Source organism: Limosilactobacillus sp. C0001E2 (assembly GCF_056590915.1).
Map to the genome: position 1 here is coordinate 164,967 of NZ_JBWPXC010000001.1, position 16,985 is coordinate 181,951.

At 40.8% G+C, this 16,985-nt stretch carries 12 protein-coding genes and 1 pseudogene; 1 reads left to right on the top strand and 12 read right to left on the bottom strand.

Annotated elements, in window-relative coordinates; translation table 11 throughout:
• Positions 1-121: 121 nt before the first annotated feature.
• The 9 genes and pseudogenes from AC1EKL_RS00850 to AC1EKL_RS00890 all read right to left on the bottom strand — a co-directional run bounded on the left by AC1EKL_RS00850 (position 122) and on the right by AC1EKL_RS00890 (position 12,451).
• Positions 122-1,021, bottom strand: a complete 900-nt coding sequence (locus AC1EKL_RS00850; protein ID WP_480189072.1) for a restriction endonuclease — start codon at positions 1,019-1,021, stop codon at positions 122-124.
• Complete coding sequence (locus AC1EKL_RS00855) at positions 1,021-5,415, bottom strand: Eco57I restriction-modification methylase domain-containing protein (RefSeq protein ID WP_480190164.1); 4,395 nt, start codon at positions 5,413-5,415, stop codon at positions 1,021-1,023. The genes AC1EKL_RS00850 and AC1EKL_RS00855 overlap by 1 nt, the downstream gene beginning before the upstream one ends.
• 143 nt (positions 5,416-5,558) lie before the next feature.
• A complete protein-coding gene (locus tag AC1EKL_RS00860) occupies positions 5,559-6,110 on the bottom strand; it encodes a mucin-binding protein (protein WP_480189104.1) in 552 nt (183 codons plus the stop codon).
• Positions 6,090-6,287, bottom strand: a pseudogene (locus AC1EKL_RS00865) (hypothetical protein); the annotation flags it as partial. The pseudogene AC1EKL_RS00865 and the gene AC1EKL_RS00860, both read right to left, overlap by 21 nt.
• Positions 6,288-6,300: 13 nt before the next feature.
• Complete coding sequence (locus AC1EKL_RS00870) at positions 6,301-9,759, bottom strand: mucin-binding protein (RefSeq protein WP_480189074.1); 3,459 nt, start codon at positions 9,757-9,759, stop codon at positions 6,301-6,303.
• A complete protein-coding gene (locus AC1EKL_RS00875; protein WP_480189075.1) occupies positions 9,729-10,181 on the bottom strand; it encodes a hypothetical protein in 453 nt (150 codons plus the stop codon). The genes AC1EKL_RS00870 and AC1EKL_RS00875 overlap by 31 nt, the downstream gene beginning before the upstream one ends.
• Complete coding sequence (locus AC1EKL_RS00880) at positions 10,178-10,831, bottom strand: YSIRK-type signal peptide-containing protein (protein WP_480190165.1); 654 nt, start codon at positions 10,829-10,831, stop codon at positions 10,178-10,180. The genes AC1EKL_RS00875 and AC1EKL_RS00880 overlap by 4 nt, the downstream gene beginning before the upstream one ends.
• 132 nt (positions 10,832-10,963) lie before the next feature.
• Entirely contained in the window at positions 10,964-11,617 is a 654-nt protein-coding gene (locus AC1EKL_RS00885) for a putative quinol monooxygenase (RefSeq protein WP_480189077.1), read from the bottom strand.
• Between the two features lie 93 nt (positions 11,618-11,710).
• Positions 11,711-12,451 carry a hypothetical protein gene (locus AC1EKL_RS00890; RefSeq protein ID WP_480189078.1) on the bottom strand — a complete coding sequence of 247 codons (741 nt, stop codon included), beginning with the start codon at positions 12,449-12,451 and terminating at the stop codon, positions 11,711-11,713.
• A 308-nt stretch (positions 12,452-12,759) separates the two neighbouring features.
• On the opposite strand from AC1EKL_RS00890, the gene AC1EKL_RS00895 reads away from it, so the two are divergent.
• Positions 12,760-13,344, top strand: a complete 585-nt coding sequence (locus AC1EKL_RS00895) for an RNA polymerase sigma factor (RefSeq protein WP_480189079.1) — start codon at positions 12,760-12,762, stop codon at positions 13,342-13,344.
• A 124-nt stretch (positions 13,345-13,468) separates the two neighbouring features.
• Here the strand turns inward: AC1EKL_RS00895 and AC1EKL_RS00900 are convergent, their stop codons facing one another.
• From AC1EKL_RS00900 to AC1EKL_RS00910, 3 genes are all read right to left on the bottom strand, one after another.
• Positions 13,469-14,653, bottom strand: coding sequence for an aminotransferase-like domain-containing protein (locus AC1EKL_RS00900; protein WP_480189080.1), 1,185 nt, complete (start codon positions 14,651-14,653; stop codon positions 13,469-13,471).
• Positions 14,654-14,681: 28 nt separating this feature from the next.
• A complete protein-coding gene (locus AC1EKL_RS00905; RefSeq protein ID WP_480189081.1) occupies positions 14,682-15,641 on the bottom strand; it encodes a ketopantoate reductase family protein in 960 nt (319 codons plus the stop codon).
• A 362-nt stretch (positions 15,642-16,003) separates the two neighbouring features.
• A complete protein-coding gene (locus tag AC1EKL_RS00910) occupies positions 16,004-16,759 on the bottom strand; it encodes a hypothetical protein (RefSeq protein WP_480189082.1) in 756 nt (251 codons plus the stop codon).
• Positions 16,760-16,985: the final 226 nt, after the last annotated feature.

Genomic DNA, 16,985 nt, shown 5'->3' on the forward strand with positions numbered 1-16,985 from the left:
TCGTGCCTCCCTCCATAAAAACCTGCAGAAAACCTGCAGAAAAATTAGTTCTCAATTTGTTGATATACCAGCATTTAACAATGCTAAAGTATTTTTGACCTGCAGAAAACCTGCAGAAAAATTAATCATCATTAGTAAAAAAGTCAGCTAATTTATATGTAGTCACTGGTGTTACATATAATTGGTACTTAGCTACCAGATCAACTAGATGATCACCATCAATTAATGTCACTACTCTAGTGCCTAATCTGGAAGCCCGAATTGCATCTCTCGTAAAGGACGAGGTTGTAATAAATATGCCATACTCAGCCCGGTATTTATCCATGGTACCACGAAACTTATCAATTTCTGGTGAGGATACTAAATGGTTAGGATTCCATTTCTTAGCTTGAATCGCAACTCTAGTAGTTCTGAAGTCATCCGTTGTCATGTACCCGTATCCATCAAGTCCACCATCACCGCTTAGCTTTACGCCAATTGTTTCATCAATATCAACATTCATCCTTCGCACTAATGCCCGACAAAACATCTCAAATTTAGCTGGTGTTAGGCTGCATAGAGCATTTAGCAAATCAGTACGCCATTGTTCTTGAACTACTTCACTCTGACTAGTCTCTAGCTGATCCTGTCCTTCATCATGTTTAGATTTAGAGCGTTCTTTCCACATAGGTAGGGTGATCTGATACACCTGGTCGTTTAGCTCTTTTTGATTACCGTTAAATAATCTGCCTTGCTTAGTTAAAAGCAATTCTCCAGGATGAGGACGATCGATAAAATTAGCCATCACTAGGTTAGTTACTGCGAAGTTGAAAGGAAAATTAAAGGGTAAATACTCATTCCCTTTTCGAGACTTTTTAGTAGTAACTAACACTTTTTCAGGAATAAAGTTATCACTAGCAACCACCGTACTCCTTAGTTCCTTAGTATTTGACTGACCGCCTAGTTTCTTTAATCCCTGGATAATTGGCAGCATTAAATACGCTTCCTGGTCATGTCGGTTTAAATCATTAAAACTTTTCATTAATCCATAGCCTGCACTTTCGTTTCAATGAAGTCAATTTCATCTTGAGACAGGTTGTATTTTCGATAAAGCTGCTGATCAATCTCTGGAATACTCTTTGACCAATCAATATCAGAATTAGAGGTGAAGTCTTGCATAGGAACCTCTGCCCACGTGGCTCTGTTATTATCCTGAGTTATTTTCAAAATACCTAACATAGTTCTTGCAAACTTACTTTTAACGTATTTAAATGCTGCTTCGGCTTCTTTTTTTTTATCAAATGAACCAAGCCCTATAAACGTTTGGGTATACCCGATTAGGGGTTCCCCGATTAGGGGTGTACTCAATACTTCCCCTAGTGCTCCTGAACCGTTTGATCGAGGTATAAGAATCTTATATTTAGAAATGTTTTCATGGCTCATATCGAAATATTTTATAGGTAAATACCGCCAAACACGTTTATTATTTATAACCCCCAATACCTTTATATCGTCATCATTTTTCTTTTTTTCCGTAAAGGCATCAATTTTCTCAAAAATATTATTCCGAAAGCGTTTGTCTTTACCATTACTACCGATTACTTTCTTATACTCGGGATGATCTTCATATAAAGCGTCTAAATTAAACTTATTCTGGATATAAATATAATTTGATAATCTTTCCTTATCTGACCTTGGTTCTGCTTTGTCTTTTATAGAAGCTAGTTCAGGGTAAGGTGTAAATACCTTTATTGGTTTAAATTTCTTTTCTTTATCATATAAAGAAATAACTACCCCACCCTTAATATCAGTATGAGGAAAAATAAATGAACTATTTGCAAAGTATTTAACTACTTTAAAATGTTCATCATTAAGCATTTTATCATTCCATTTTTTGGGAGTGCTTCCTGCCCTAAAGAGAAACCTTGCCGGTGTAATTAGAGTTGTTAGTGATGAAAGTTCATTTGATAAATCCATAAACTGGTTATATATTGGTGCAGCATAATTATCCTGTTCTCCATGAGATTCATCTTGATAAGGAGGATTTCCAATTACCACATCAAATTTCAAGTTACCAAATACCTCCTTAATCTTCTTGGCTTCTGCTTCAACATCTTGCTTGGAGTCTTCAACAATATTATCTACAAACTCAATATTGGTATCATAATCTTGATATCCCGTTAATGTCCGTTTAGCAATTTCTCTTGCCATCGGCGTTTTTGCCACACAGAAAATGTTCTCACGTAAAATTTGCTGCCACAGCAATCGTTTATTTTCTAAAGATACATTGCCGGCAGTAGCCTGCTTTTGTTTCTCATATTCCTGGAAATAGCGAGAAGTAGCTACATATAACGGGTATAAACCAGTCTTTGAGTTGATCTCTAGTACATGAGCATTTCGATTAAATACCTGCCCAGTATAATCAGTATGAATCCAATGAGCAGCATCAACCCCATCAACGGTGGTATTTTGATAGTTCTTATCATAAAAGGAATAACCACCAATTGTCTTCCCCAAATGCATATTAACCACCCGCCATGGAGTTAAAACCGTTTCCTTATCTGGATTACGAAAAGTACCAAAGATTAAAGCTAATTGGCGAGTTCGTTCGATTGGGTCACTTTCATCTAAGGCCTTTACTCGGTTACGAATAATCTTCCCTGCTTCGATAAACACATCTTGATCATAATACTTAGAAAATTCCTTAAAGAGTTCCTTAGTCACACCCTTAGGCATGAATTCTTGCCATGATTGATCATCCACCTTATCAATGAACTTATTGATATTAACATCTTCGTCAAGTTCGACGTCCATGCCATAAATCATCATTGGTATCCGGATCGAAATGGATCGTAGAATCGAGATCATCGTCTTCCGCTGCTTTTTAAGTTGCTTCATTTTATCCATTGCAGCTTGTTCTTCTGGCGTGCGTTCCCGCTTTTTCTTTTTCTCACCCTTTTGCGCCTGATCGTACTCTTCATCGGTCAGGCCCTGGTTATTAACATCGACTTTAAGGGGCTTTTTTTCTGACTTAGTTGTACCGACAATTGCTTTTAAATCATTAAACGCCTTTAAGTCAGCATCTTTAATCATTAACAACTCGTCACTATACAGTGAGTCATCATCAAAGTCAGTTCGAACCGCTTTTTCGGCATATACCCGTTTAATCTTAGCCAACATGGAATCAACCTTGAACGGCTTCATTCCATTTCCAGTTTCACCAATAATTGGTAAGAAATTCATTAATTCCGCCATTTGGTACTTTTGAGCCGAGCTAGTTCGTTTACCAACACCAGTATTTAATTGGGTAGTGGCAGCCATAACAGTTAGTGCCCGATCTGGAGCAAAATCAAAGATATAACAATCAGTCTTCTCACCGAATGATTCTGATGAATAAGGCGTTTGCGCCCGAAAAGCTGCCTGTAAGTACTGCATCGCACTATTAGTGTTAGACAAAAATAACACTCCCGTCCACGGCTTGATCGTGACTCCGGTTGTTAACTTACGTACGGTTAAAGTGATGGTTTTAGTCTTAGCCGGATCTTTACCAATGGCTTCCTTAACCAAATCAACATCACTTTCAGAAGCAACTCCTTCGTTATCGCCATTTTTAACCACGTTGACAATTTGATATTCCATACCAAAAACCGGATGTTTCTTTATCATCTTCTCTAAGGCATTGGCTTCTTTAACTCCCGGCATAATCCAAAGAGTATGGCGAAGACGGTCCCGAAATTCTCTCGTTGAGTATGGATAATTAGTTTGCTCATCAGGAGTTGTAATGTTATTAAGGAACTGTTCGACCTGCTTTTGATAAACAAAGTTTCCTTGATCATCAACTTTAAAAAACTCCTTGAAGTTAAAGGACCGTTTATCATCACTTTGAAAGCGCAGATCGGTAAACTTACTTCCCATCTCAAAAGTAAACATGTTAACCCGAGGTAATCCCTGATAAGGGTTCTTTTCATCCGGATGTTCCTTACTCCAAGTATACTTAGCCTTTTGCTCATTCACATAATCCCAAGTGTAAACCTGGTCGTCTTCATACTGATCAAGAATATTAAATGGCGTTCCAGAAAGTTCTAGTAATTTAGTATTCTTACCAACTACTAAATCAGTAACATTCTTAGCTAATTCAGTCTGAGTGCCTTCATGAGCTTCATCAACAATTACCAAGTCCCACTTAGTATTGAAGATTGCTTCATTCTTATCGCCAGCCGAACCACCAGCTAATTTAGATCCACGCAAATCTTGCAGACTGGCGAAGTAAACAAATGGTTTCCCACTCTTAGCAAGGTAATCGAAATCTTCGCCATCCTTTTTAGAACCATATAGATAACCTGCTTCAGGCATCCCGATCTTCTTAAAGTCTTCAAACCATCCCTTATCAACAACCGGACGATGAGTCATGATCAAAACATGTTCATATTTTTCATCTTTAACAAGTTGTAAGGCAGACAATGTTTTACCAAAACGCATTTTCGCGTTCCATAACATTTTGTCATATAATTTGAAAGCTTTTTCAGTTTTTTCGACTGCGTCTTGTTGTTCGGGACGTAAAACAATTTTAATTTGATTCTTTTCTTTTGCTACTGGGGCATCAATTGACTTTCGTCCCTCTTTCACTGCCTGAATTGCCTTCTTAACAGTATCAAGATCTGTTTTAAACCATTCTCGACCCTCAGAAGCCTTAGATTTATAACGCTTTATACCTGAACGATCCAAAACATCATGCACGTCGTAGTCCCTAAACCAAGTGTTATCAAACTTTCGGTACGCTAGTTCCGCCCATTGAACGTTATACGGGACGATTGAGGTACCCATATAAGCAGCCACTCGTTTTTTGGCCACAGTAATTAAGTCGGAGCTTCCTGGGCGACTATCGATTTCAATATTATTAGTGGTCGTGTCACCAACTTTTTCTAGACCTTCATATGCTGGCCATTGTCCACTACTATTGTCCCCAGTTTCTGCATAAATAACTTTGCGTTCTGCAGTTTGGTACAAAGGCTTTTCCTTAGGTTCTTGGAATTCTTTAAAAATTGCTCCAGCACTGTAGTATTCCTTAAGATACCAAGTAAGAATTACATATGTATCCTCTAAACCCTGAAGAGCTTCAGATTTAGTATACGTCTGCATGGTATGAGCAGCAGTATTCCCTCTACCTTTGATAAAGTAAAACTTTTCTAGAATTGCACGATCAATTAAATGCATCTGACTTATTTGTCTTAAACAATCATTGAATGTACTGTGCCTATGCATCTTGATATTTTCTTCATTTAAAATATTTCTAGCAACATTTTCTGCAATTTTACGTAAGGATTCAAACTCATTAGAAATCTTTCCAGCTGAATATAGTTCTTCAGAGTCTTCAGCTGTTTTATATAAGTTTCGTGTATTTTCATTTTCAAGTAGAAAGCTAAAATTGCTAGACATTATTTTCCCCCCACAATTAGAACGAAATTTAACATAATAATTATAATACAGAACAAAACTTCTTTTGATAGTTTTAAACAAATACTTTTGTTTATCCGCAAAAAAATAACCGTGCATCCGCACGGTTATTTCACCATCATTAACTATTCATGATGTCGTTTCCGATCAATCAAGCCAAGACTGGCTAGCATTGAAGCAAAGCCAATTCCAACCAGTGCTCCACTATGATTTTCACCGGTTTGTGGCAATGAATGGTCTTGACGATTGTTATTCTTTAACCCAACAGCACTATGACTTGCAACACCATTATTGACATCAGCAGCCATGCCATTTCCTGGCTTACCAGTGGTTGTTGGTTTTGGTACCGCAACATAGGTTACAGTCACCACGATATCATCGCTATCTAGGTTGATTGATTGTCCATCAACAACCATCTTGTCAGCTGTGTAGTCAGCAATCTTTGGTGATTCAACAGCTACAAAGCTACCATCTGCTGGTTCCCATGGATTCCAATTAATATTCTGGGTAACTAAGTCTTCAATCCCCGTCCGCTTGAACTCGACTGGGGTTGCTTGGTAGTCATTCGTAACTGGGGTGCCATCAGCGTACCGATAATGAATCGTTTCATGAACCACTTTCGTATCCGTAACGTTCTTGGTGCCATGTACTAAATGGACAACAAATGACTGATCCATTTGGTCATCATTATCAAAGTTTGGATACTGAACACTCGCATAATCATTACCAGAGAGAGCAACTGGGGCCTTAGCATCCGTATCATTAACAACCTTTACGAACTTGTATCCTTGGTCGATTAATTGCTTAACCAAATCACTACCCTTGGCAAAGTTAATTTTTCCAGCGGTAACTCCATTATCATGATCACTATATCCCTTTAATCACCTGACCAGTTGTATCATCATAGAATGTCAACAACGCTAATTGTTGATCAGCAGAATACGTAACTGTCTTTTCCACATCAGTACTATCAGCTGTTACATCTTGCTTAGCAACCTTCTTGTAATCTGGAGTATAGCCCTTAATCACTGGTGAAGTTACTTCCACAAAACTGTTTTGAGCAGGCGCCCATGGATCCCACGTGGTAGTTTGGTCAACTAGATCTTTAGTCCCGGTCCACTTAAATTCAATTGGCGTTGCCGTGTAATCTTCAGCTGCTGTTGTCCCGTCTGCAAACTTGTAATGGATAACCTCCTTAACTTTCTTGTCATCAGACACGGACTTCTTACCATGCTTTAAGTGGACGACAAACAACTGATCAACGTTTTCATCATTATCAAAGTTCGGGAAGGTTACTTTTGCATACTGGTCGCCGCTCAGATCTATAGGCTTCTGCTGATCAGTATTATTCACTACTTTTACAAATTCATAGCCCTGGTCGGTAAGTGTCTTCAACAGATTACTACCATTGCTAAATTCAATCGTCCCGTTAGTAACCCCATTAGCATGATCCTGCACTCCACTAATGGACTTTCCGGTCGTATCATCATAGAAAGTCAGCTGAGCAGCTTGCTTGGCCGGTGAGTATGTAACCACCTTTGAAACATCGCTACTGTCATGATGAACCGTTGTCGTGCCAACTTCAGACTTGTCCGGAGTGTAACCGGCAACCGTTGGTGATTTCTTGCTATCAAACGTTCCATCGTCCGTGGTTTTGCCTGTCGCGGTCCAATGAATCCCTTGATCTGGGTCATCGTAAGTCTTAGTAATGTTACCTTGATCATCAACATCGACGAATTTTCCAGTCACCTTATCAACATGACCTGTCCCAGTGAATGTGATCGTCTCCGTCACAGGATTAGTCGTAATTTCTGTCTTGTGAGATGATCCATCACTGAACTTGTAGGTAATCGTCCGCGAAACTTTCTTGCTGGTGACAACATTTCCTTTACTTGGGTCTTTAGGATCAACTGGATATGTGTGTTGACTATCAACCGGTTCAGTTCCGTGCTTTAAGTGGATAACAAATGTTTGGGTTGTTTGATCGTCACTATCATAATTACCAAATTGGTACTTAGCGAATGCCGTGGAATCAACTGCACTCTTTTCATCGTTTTTACTAATTCCGACATAATCGTACTTATTAGTCAAACTATTCAGGGTATCTGGTGCAAAGGTAATTGCAGCGTCCACATCGCCTTTTGCGTCCGTTGGCGTCACTCCAGAAATAAACTGATGGAGTGTATCATCATAATACTTCAACTGGGCAGTTGCTTGGTTGGTCAATTCATACTGAACAATATCACCATCAAAGTAGTACTTTACCACTTGATCAAACGCGGCAGTCTCATTTTCCGCATCTGACTGCCATGTCTTAGGACCATTAATAATAGTTGGCGTCTTTGCAGCTAAGTGATATCCCGTTGGTACAAGCTTCTGATCAGCATCCGTCAACGTGAAGTCAGTTGACTTCATCGTGTCCTGATTATCTTTGTACTGATGAGTTAAATCATCTAAAGCAATATACTGATCCTTACCTTGAGCATCCTTGTAATGAAGTCGCGCCTTTACCGTCGACTGTCCATCAACCTTAATTGATGAACTACCTTTTCCTTCAGTAATCGTCATTGGTTTGTGTTCGTCAGACCATAACTGACCAGTTAAGTATGAAATCTTACCGGCATCACTGGCGACGGTTGGATCTGTTCCTTGCATAATTAATTGAACAGCCCCATTGTCCTTAGTTAATTGATTAATCTTCAAGGCCACTGACCGAATTTGTGACCAATCACTAACTTGATCGGCAGTCACATACGAACTCAAATCAGTCTTAGTAGTGGTATCATTTCCAGCCTTCGTTGAATAGAGAATTTGATAACTTCCAGCTGGTAATGCTTCACCAGTAGCAGTATAGACTACCTTAACCCCGTTGGCATTCAAATTAAAATTAAAGGCCGTTTTACTAATCGTCTTTGGCAAGTTGGCGACCACTACAACGTTATGTAAAGTGCCATCTTCCTTCGGATTATAAATAACGCCCGTACTGAACGTCATCTGGGTACTACCCTTATCATCAGAATGACCAGCACTTACTAGGTTAATATCAGTGTTCCCCTGAGCATTTTCAACAATTGCCAAACCATTTGCAGATTGTACAGCAACGTTAAACTTACCAATTAAGAAGGTGTGATCAGCTTGGGCACCCTTCAACATTGCCAATTGATCACTTGTTGCCAATGGATTATCACTCGTACTCTTTACCGCTAAATTGTCTGCACTAATGAAGGCATAACCGTCAGATGACATATTTGGCAGATTATTTTTAAGGTCATAGTGAGTAAAGTAACTTTGTAACCAACTGTAGCCAGGAATCGTCAAGCCAGTTCCATCATACTCAACAATTGTCCGGCCATTTGCCCGGTAAACATTAACTTTAAATTTAACAATATTATTACCAATGTAGTATTGGTTCTCATAATTAGCCTGATTACCAACCACCGTTGTTGGCAAAACATAATAAATATGAGGATTAACTAAATCGGTGTGATCAATGTCCTGAGGAATTTTGACTTCGATCATCCCCGCGTTCTTAGTACCCGCTGTCTTCTGCCATTGGTCATTACTAATACTAAATGACCACGGTGTGGTTACCCGTTGAACTACCGTTTGGGTCTTTGACCAGCCAATTGGTGACGTTTCGGTAAATTCTGGATGAGCGGGATCCGTTGCAATATTAATGGTTGCCGTCAGCTTATCGCCAACCTGCACAGACTGCCCATTTTGAAGGGTCTTTGCTACCTTTCCTGATACTTCGAGCAGCATCGATTTACCGGTTTCTAATTCATCAATCCATTCAACTTTTGCCAGATTTTTTGCTGCATTAATCTGAAAGTTACCACTAGTATCCTCTTCGACAACTTCAGATGTGCCGTCCTGATAGGTGACATAAATGTAACCGGATAGCGTAAGCTTATGCCCACTGATTTCAACTGGCCAGCTCGGATCATTGTTAAATGAAAGCTTATCCACAGAATAACCATCCGAGAAACTAGCAGTATAGTGAATATTCTTAAAACTATATGCCGAAGGGTTACTAATACTAATTTGGTTAATATAATGTTCGCCTTCAAAAGATCCGGTACCAACGTCAACCGGTGAATTTAACGGTACCGTATCTTGATACTGATAGTCCGCTCCTTGCTTAGTTGGGTAAGCATTAATTACATTGCCTTTAAAAATATTACCATCCGGCAATTGGGTTTCATTCCCTAAAATCGTATCTCCCCAGGCCGGAACCGCAACTTGGATTTGCTTGCCGCCATTCAAATTCCAGGTGGCTGTTGATGGAGCAGCTGTTATAGTTTCATCTTCAGTTGGTGAAGCCATGACAAATCGTCCCGTCCAACAATATAAAAATCATCATTCAGACTCAAGCCCTTAAAAATAACTGGTGATCCAGCGGCTTCCTGAGTCACGCTCGTGTATGATGTTGATTGGCCTGCGACTTGATATTTATCCAGCGTTGCTGATTCATCAATTTTAAAATTCTTTGGGACATTTAAGGTCAAATCAACCTTCCCATAGTTACTAATTCGATCCCTATATGGCAGGTTAGAGCTAATGTGACTTTCATACTCATAATCTTGATTAACTAGAATTTGTTTTTGCTCAGACGGTAACGGACTGACCCGGGTTGGCGCCGTCATCGTAAAGGTTGGGTTGATATCTTCATAAATTGTATGCTCACCAACCTGCTGACCATTTTGCATTACAGTAATGGTCTTAGTGAATCGGCCATTTTCAATCACATGGGAATTAATCTCCCGGGAAATCGTAATTCCTTGTGACATTCCACTTGCTGGCGCGTTACTGGTAAAAGTATCGTAACCGTGAATGAACCATCACTATTCTGCGTTGTCGTCGTAGTCCCAATTCCAGCTGGTAATGGATCTACACTTATTCCATTTTTGTGATACAAATCACCATCTGGAATGTTTAGTGACCAGACATCACCATTTTTAAAATTGGAAACTTGCCACGTTAAGCTAATTGAAGGTTGTGATAATGAAATTGTGTCATGATCAGCCGTTAGCGACCAATCCTGCTGAGTTTTATTACTGTCAGCATGAGGTGTTACAGCGACGGACGTTGTTACATTTACTGGTTGTTTACCCCCCCTATTGATATTTTGATCTGCCGTTGACTGATTATGGTTCAGAACCGCGACATTATTATTTGGCTGCTGAATTGCTGATCCTGTGTTTTGAACTTGATTAACAGAATCCGCATTATTTGCGTCAGTAGTTGCGGCCTTTACAGCTACATCGTTGGTCCCAAAATAAAGCGTTGTCCCTAATAACACTGAAGCAACCCCAAATGATAGTTTTCTCAAACCATAATGGGGACGTTGTTTGGCCATCCACTGGTCATGTTGCAAACGATTATTTTTTGATACCATTACTTTGCCTCCCAATAAAACATCTCTTACGATATCGCTTTCATTATACTCCCAATTATGTAGAATTATTCTAATTTTTTAGACAAATTTTGCACTACTAAAAAAGAGCTGGCACAATGCCAACTCTCTTCTTTAATAATGTCCCTTATTCATCAATACTTGTCCATCCAACTGTTCAAGCTGGCGGTTTTCTAGCATTGGCGCAAGTTTCTTTTGAACGGTTTTAAAGCCATCCGAATTGACGTAGTTATTAAACGTCCCATCATTTTGGAAGACTTGGAAATTCAGCCATTCATTCGGCCGTTCCTTAATCTGCGCTACATAGCAAACCAAAATTTCCGTTTCCGCCTTCATCGCCGCCTTCAGATAATCAGCCAGAATCCGCTTAAATTGTTCACCTTGGCCATCTTTCAGGGTGAAATGCACCAGATTAACCCGCATATTATTATCAGTTGTAGCGTTTAGAGAAACATCCTGCTCACCCAGGAAGTGCGGAATCAATTCCACCTTGCGACTTTCCTTCACGGCATCTTTAGCCACCGCTAAAAAATCTTGATATTGTGCAGAACGATGATGAACGTCAAAAGCATGTTTATCGTTATACAGTTCCACAATCAGGTTTTCGCTCTGTTCATTCACCGTGTTATACATCGCTAACGTGCCGCCTTCAATCGTCACGGACGTCACCATATTGCGCTTGCTGATGTCACTAAATGCCCGCCGGTGTTCTTCATCCACGGTCATCTTGTAAATATTTAAAATTCCAGAATTGTTAATAACTTTCATAATTCCCTCATATTCTCACTTTGCCGAAAGCGTTTTATACAGGGACATTATAGCAAAGATTATCACTAGAATGAAAGCGTTGCTTACGTTAATTTACCGTTTGAAAGTATCAAATAAAACTTCCAGCAGGCGTTCCATTCCCTCCTCGCTCAATCGTTCACCATAAAGTCGCTCATGCAGGCTATTGAGAACATAGCCATAGACGTGGCGTTTAATTTCAAACGCTTTCGCTGCCAGTTCTGCCCGTTCATAATATTGATTTCCATAACAGGCACAATCGCGCTCGATTCCATAGCGGTGTTCCATTTCATGTAACTCGACCAAATGCATTTGAGATATTGCATCCGCCTGTTGCAGAATCTTATCAAACTTTCTTTGGTATGCTGGCACCGAGATATTCAAGGATTCCCGGCCAATTTCAAATAGCAGCATCATCTCCTGCTGATCATCAAGATAATAATGACCCTTAAGCGGCTTCGCCATGTAATAAACCACTTCCGTATTTTGAATTTCCATTGACGGGACCAACAAATTCTTTCCCGCAACAAAAGCCCGAATTGGGTGCTTTTCTCCTAAAATATTGTAATATGGGATCGTGCACCGCTGGTAGCAATGATTAATCGTTGAAAAATCTTTCAAGGCCTGCTTCAATGGCTTATCAATCACGAGTCGCCGTCCATCTCGCAAAAGAACAAAGGTCTGCCGCTCGCCGTAGTGAGTAATTAATAAAAAGTTATCCCACGTCAGTTGATAGTATCCAGTCAGCGTCACTGGCCCCTGCTTTAATTCATGAATGGTGGTAAAAGTTGTCGTTTTAAACTGACAATTTGTCATTGGTGATTTCTCTCCCCGATTATAAATTTGCGCCGGCTTTATTTCATCGCCAATTAATTTACGGGAAACGCCGGACCCTGTCAATCAGAAATTTGTGAATTGACTGAGCAGTCGTTCAGTCACGTAAATTTTTATAGATTTCTAGGTTAAAGTTCTGTATACTAACTTATTTATTGCATTTTTCCGGTAGTTTAACCCGAATTTCAGAACTTTTAAGCCGGATCATGGACTTTTTGATAATCGTTTTCGTTCACCCACTCCGCTATTATTCACCATACCGGGCCCGAGTAATTGATTGGAGAAAGACAATGACTTTAAACTTAAACGATTATTTACAAGCCACTTATACCGATTCTGAATGTCAGCGGATCATTTTTGGCGTCCTCAAACGCTTGCATATCTATCACTATCAACCTGATCGGGCTGACTTCGAACAAGAAGCCCGATTGATCATGGCTAAGGCGATGCAACGCTTTGACAGTACGCATACAAATCTGACTTCAGATCATAAATCAGCCCGCTATCTCTACCTTTATCAACATCTTTATTGGCGTTTAATTGATCGCCTGCGGGTTCAAAAACGTCAAACTGAACAAATCCAAATGTCACTTGATAAGGATTTTGCAAATACTGCAGCTCAAATTCAGCAAGAAAAAATTTTGCAGGACTTTGCAGCGGAACATGAATTCACCAAACGAGAAATTAATAACTTTTTACAAATCTTGATAGCGCAACTGACCACTCAACAACGCCGCTATCTTCAGCTTCTATACCTCGGTTACAAACCGAGTGAGATTGCTGACCGGCTGGGAATTCCCCACCAAGCCGTTGCCAACCTGCGGCGACGTATTATCAAAATCGGCCAACAGCTCGTCAAATCAACATTGTACTAACAACAAAAAGGACTGCGTGTGCAGTCCTTTTTGTTTGTAAATGCATCCTTATGACAAATTATTTCCTATTGTATATACAGATGTATGCATTCGTATATACGAACCATCTGATCATCAGAAGAGCTTAATTCGTAAATTCAGTAATTGCCTTGCCCAGTCGCTGGATGCCATCCTTGATCTTTTCTTCACTCATGTTGGAGAAATTCAGGCGGAAGGCTCCAGATTCTGGTTCACCCGGATAGAATGGCTCGCCCGGTACAAAGGCAACATTATTTTTAATACATTGGTCAAAGAGGTCTTGTGTATTAATATTGCCTGGAATCTCAACCCAAATAAAGAGCCCACCATCCGGATTAGTATATTTCACACCAGTTGGAAAATGCTTTTGAATTTGTTCAATCATTAATTGCTCACGTTGCCGATAAACCTGGCGAATTTTTGCAATATGCTCATCAATATTAAAGTCCGTCAAAAATTCCGCAATGACTTGTTGCGCAACATTATCCGTATGCAGATCAGCGGACTGCTTGATGACCGTAAAGTGTTTGATGAATGCCGGGTCAGCCACTACCCAACCCGTCCGCAGTCCTGGCGTTAGGGTCTTTGAGAAGGTACTTAGGTAGAAGACCCGCCCGTCAGAATCAAAACTCTTCACTGCGGGTACCGGATCACCCGCAAAGCGTAGTTGACCATACGGATCGTCCTCGATAATCACAATATCATATTGCCGAGCCAGTTCCACCATGCGCTGCCGACGGTCAACTGGTAGTGTGCGACCAGTTGGATTTTGAAAGGTTGGCACGGTGTACAGGAATTTGGCTTCTGGATGGTCTTTCAAAGCCTGTTCTAGAGCATCCATTCGTAAACCATCATCGTCCATTTCCACGCCCACAATCTTGGCACCATAAGTATTAAAGACATCCAGCGCACTCATGTAGGTTGGCTTTTCAACCAAAATGGTGTCTCCACGGTTAATAAACATTTTAGAAATCAGATCGATTGACTGTTGCGATCCAGTGGTAATGGCAATGTTATCCGCATCACAGCTGACTCCACGTCGCGCCATCCGCTGCGCTAAAATTTCACGCAACCGATGAAAACCATTTGAATTGCTGTATTGCAGTGCTGATTCAGCAGAAGTTTGATAAACCCGGTCCGTGGCCTGTTGCAGTTCACTAGTTGGAAACAGCTCCGGAGCTGGCAAACCACCCGCAAAGGAAATGACGTTCGGTGATGCCGCCACCTTGAGAATTTCACCAACTGTATCAACCCCACCTTGGGGAACTGCTTTTGAATAATTGTATTCCATCAAAAAGACCTCCTTCAAAAATCCACTTTTACTTTTTAAATTGCCGCATTGTTTCCGCCAAATGGACTTCATGCACTACAAATTCATGCGTTCGACAGACGTAGTCATGCTCCCGACCAAGCTTGGCGATATATCCGTTAATGTAATCCACCTCGGTGGGCCGTCCCTTGCTAAAGTCTTGATACATGGAAGGATAGTGATATTTATAAGCTTTGGAAACTTCAATCACCGATTCAACTTCCTCTTTCCGGCTTTCGATTAGGTAAATGCCTGCTCGCTCACAAGCATCAAAGGCTTCGTCAAAAAGTTGGCGAGCCATGTCACGGACACCATCATATGCAATAAATTGACCCATCTGAATCTGAAACATTGTACAAAGGGTATTGCAGACGGCATTGAAGACCACCTTCGACATGCACATCCCTTGCCAATCCTTTGCCCAAACAGGGCCCAGCACCGCTTTTTGGAAGTCCGCAAAAATTACTTGCATGGTCTCATCAGGAGTTTCACTATTATACGGCGCCATGTGCATCACTTCTGACCCGGCAGCCCCCATAAAATCAACGTCGGCCGGTGCATCCATCCGGGTCGCAATCATTGCGGTCCCACAAACCATCTTGTCTGGTGAGAAGTATTGAGCAATCTTTTCAAAGTGACCCATCCCGTTCATTGCGGAGAATACGTACTGGTCATCATGGAAAAGTCCTGCTTTGGCATCCCGCTGTAGTTCGTCTGCCAATTGCATTTGCTTTTTAAAGATAATCCAGACATCTGGATGACCCGTATATTCTTCAGGATAGAAAATATTGATTGGAACAATGTGACGATTTTCATGATCGCGGGCTACCGAAACCCCGCCTTGTTCGCGCACCTTCTCAACATTCGGTTGCCAAGTATCAATAAAGTCAACCTGCACCCCAGCATTTTCTTGCAACATCACTCCGTACCGGTAACCCATCGCCCCAGCACCAATAATTCCATACTTCATTTGTCATCATCCTTTCAGCATTATTCGATCAATTAAAAAAGCGTCCTCTGTTCAACTTCTGAACAAAGGACGCTTCCACGTGGTACCACCTTTTTTCGTTGCCGACTCACATCGCCAACCTCAAACGGACGGCAAAAACTTGCGATCCGCTGCACGATATTGGGTGCCACCAAGTTGCCTCGGAAAGCAACTTTTTCATTGTCATCTTTAACTGGAGAGTCAGGATACCTTTCCACTTAACGGTACTCTCTGTGACCTCACTCTGCAGCGACTCCATCACAATGGTTAATTGATCTGATTAAGTTGTTGCAAGTATCATACGCCGTTTGATTAGAAAATGTCAACCATTTTCTAACTATTTTTTAATTTTGATCTGCGTTGAAGTACAATTCGTCATCCTTGTGCGTTTCGCCAAAAAGCGTCCGATCCATGACCCGTAATTCAGCCACCCGGTCTGCGTGCCCCAAAACATGCTGCACATCTTCACGAGCATTCTTCAAGTATTCTGGATCCTGCAGGCGCTTGGCGAAAAGTAATGGCACGTTTGTCATTTGATCAAAAACTGGTTGCTTATCCTTGTTTTCTTCGGCCATCTTAGCCAAGAAGGTAACAAATGCCTTGTCCTTATCAATCCATGAATTAAAGGTTTGAGACGCATTCTTTTCACTGGCAAAAGAAATCATGTAATTCTTGAAGTAATCAACCGCGTAGTAATCTTCACTGGTTGGCTTTACTAATGGGTTGTTTTCAATGAACATCATACAACCAGCCCCGTAAAGGTAGGTCATGATACCGGCACCCCAAGTGGCTGCCTGACCCTTGGTCACTGGTTCTTTTGCGTTTACTTCTGAGTAGCGCTCAAATAATAAGAGTGCCGCGATAATGAAATCATCCGCCGTCCACGATGACTTAACATCCATCGTGTGGTTGCTATCTTCACCAGCGGTTGGCTTTCCTGCGAATTGCACCATTGCCCGATTACCAAAGTACAGTGGACTATAGTTCAAACTGATCGCCTTATCAAACTGTTGTAAGGCTTCCTTTGGGTTACCAGTTGCCGCCAGTTTAATTCCCTTTTGATTGTAGTCTTGTGCGGTACTTGCATTGTGTTTTGCCATAGTCAAGCTCTCCATTCTATTTCGAATAATATTAGCAGTGGGAATAGCCAATTCCCAACCTCTATTAGTTTTAGCATTCTGCGCGCCAAAGCGCAAGATTAGTGTTGTTTAACAATCATCACGTTGCCATCTTCCGGATTACCATAAACCAGGTAGTGGCCAGAAAACTTAATTTCGGGAACATCCTTGCTAATGGCAATCCCTTTGACCACGTAATCGCCATTTG

Bases quoted from the DNA above. Each gene is read 5' to 3' on its own strand.
- AC1EKL_RS00905 (WP_480189081.1), bottom strand. From the start codon at position 15,641: ATGAAGTATGGAATTATTGGTGCTGGGGCGATGGGTTACCGGTACGGA.
- AC1EKL_RS00860 (WP_480189104.1), bottom strand. From the start codon at position 6,110: ATGGATCAGTCATTTGTTGTCCATTTAGTACATGGCACCAAGAACGTT.
- AC1EKL_RS00910 (WP_480189082.1), bottom strand. From the start codon at position 16,759: ATGGCAAAACACAATGCAAGTACCGCACAAGACTACAATCAAAAGGGA.
- AC1EKL_RS00895 (WP_480189079.1), top strand. From the start codon at position 12,760: ATGACTTTAAACTTAAACGATTATTTACAAGCCACTTATACCGATTCT.
- AC1EKL_RS00885 (WP_480189077.1), bottom strand. From the start codon at position 11,617: ATGAAAGTTATTAACAATTCTGGAATTTTAAATATTTACAAGATGACC.
- AC1EKL_RS00855 (WP_480190164.1), bottom strand. From the start codon at position 5,415: ATGTCTAGCAATTTTAGCTTTCTACTTGAAAATGAAAATACACGAAAC.
- AC1EKL_RS00870 (WP_480189074.1), bottom strand. From the start codon at position 9,759: ATGGCTTCACCAACTGAAGATGAAACTATAACAGCTGCTCCATCAACA.
- AC1EKL_RS00890 (WP_480189078.1), bottom strand. From the start codon at position 12,451: ATGACAAATTGTCAGTTTAAAACGACAACTTTTACCACCATTCATGAA.
- AC1EKL_RS00900 (WP_480189080.1), bottom strand. From the start codon at position 14,653: ATGGAATACAATTATTCAAAAGCAGTTCCCCAAGGTGGGGTTGATACA.
- AC1EKL_RS00850 (WP_480189072.1), bottom strand. From the start codon at position 1,021: ATGAAAAGTTTTAATGATTTAAACCGACATGACCAGGAAGCGTATTTA.
- AC1EKL_RS00880 (WP_480190165.1), bottom strand. From the start codon at position 10,831: ATGGTATCAAAAAATAATCGTTTGCAACATGACCAGTGGATGGCCAAA.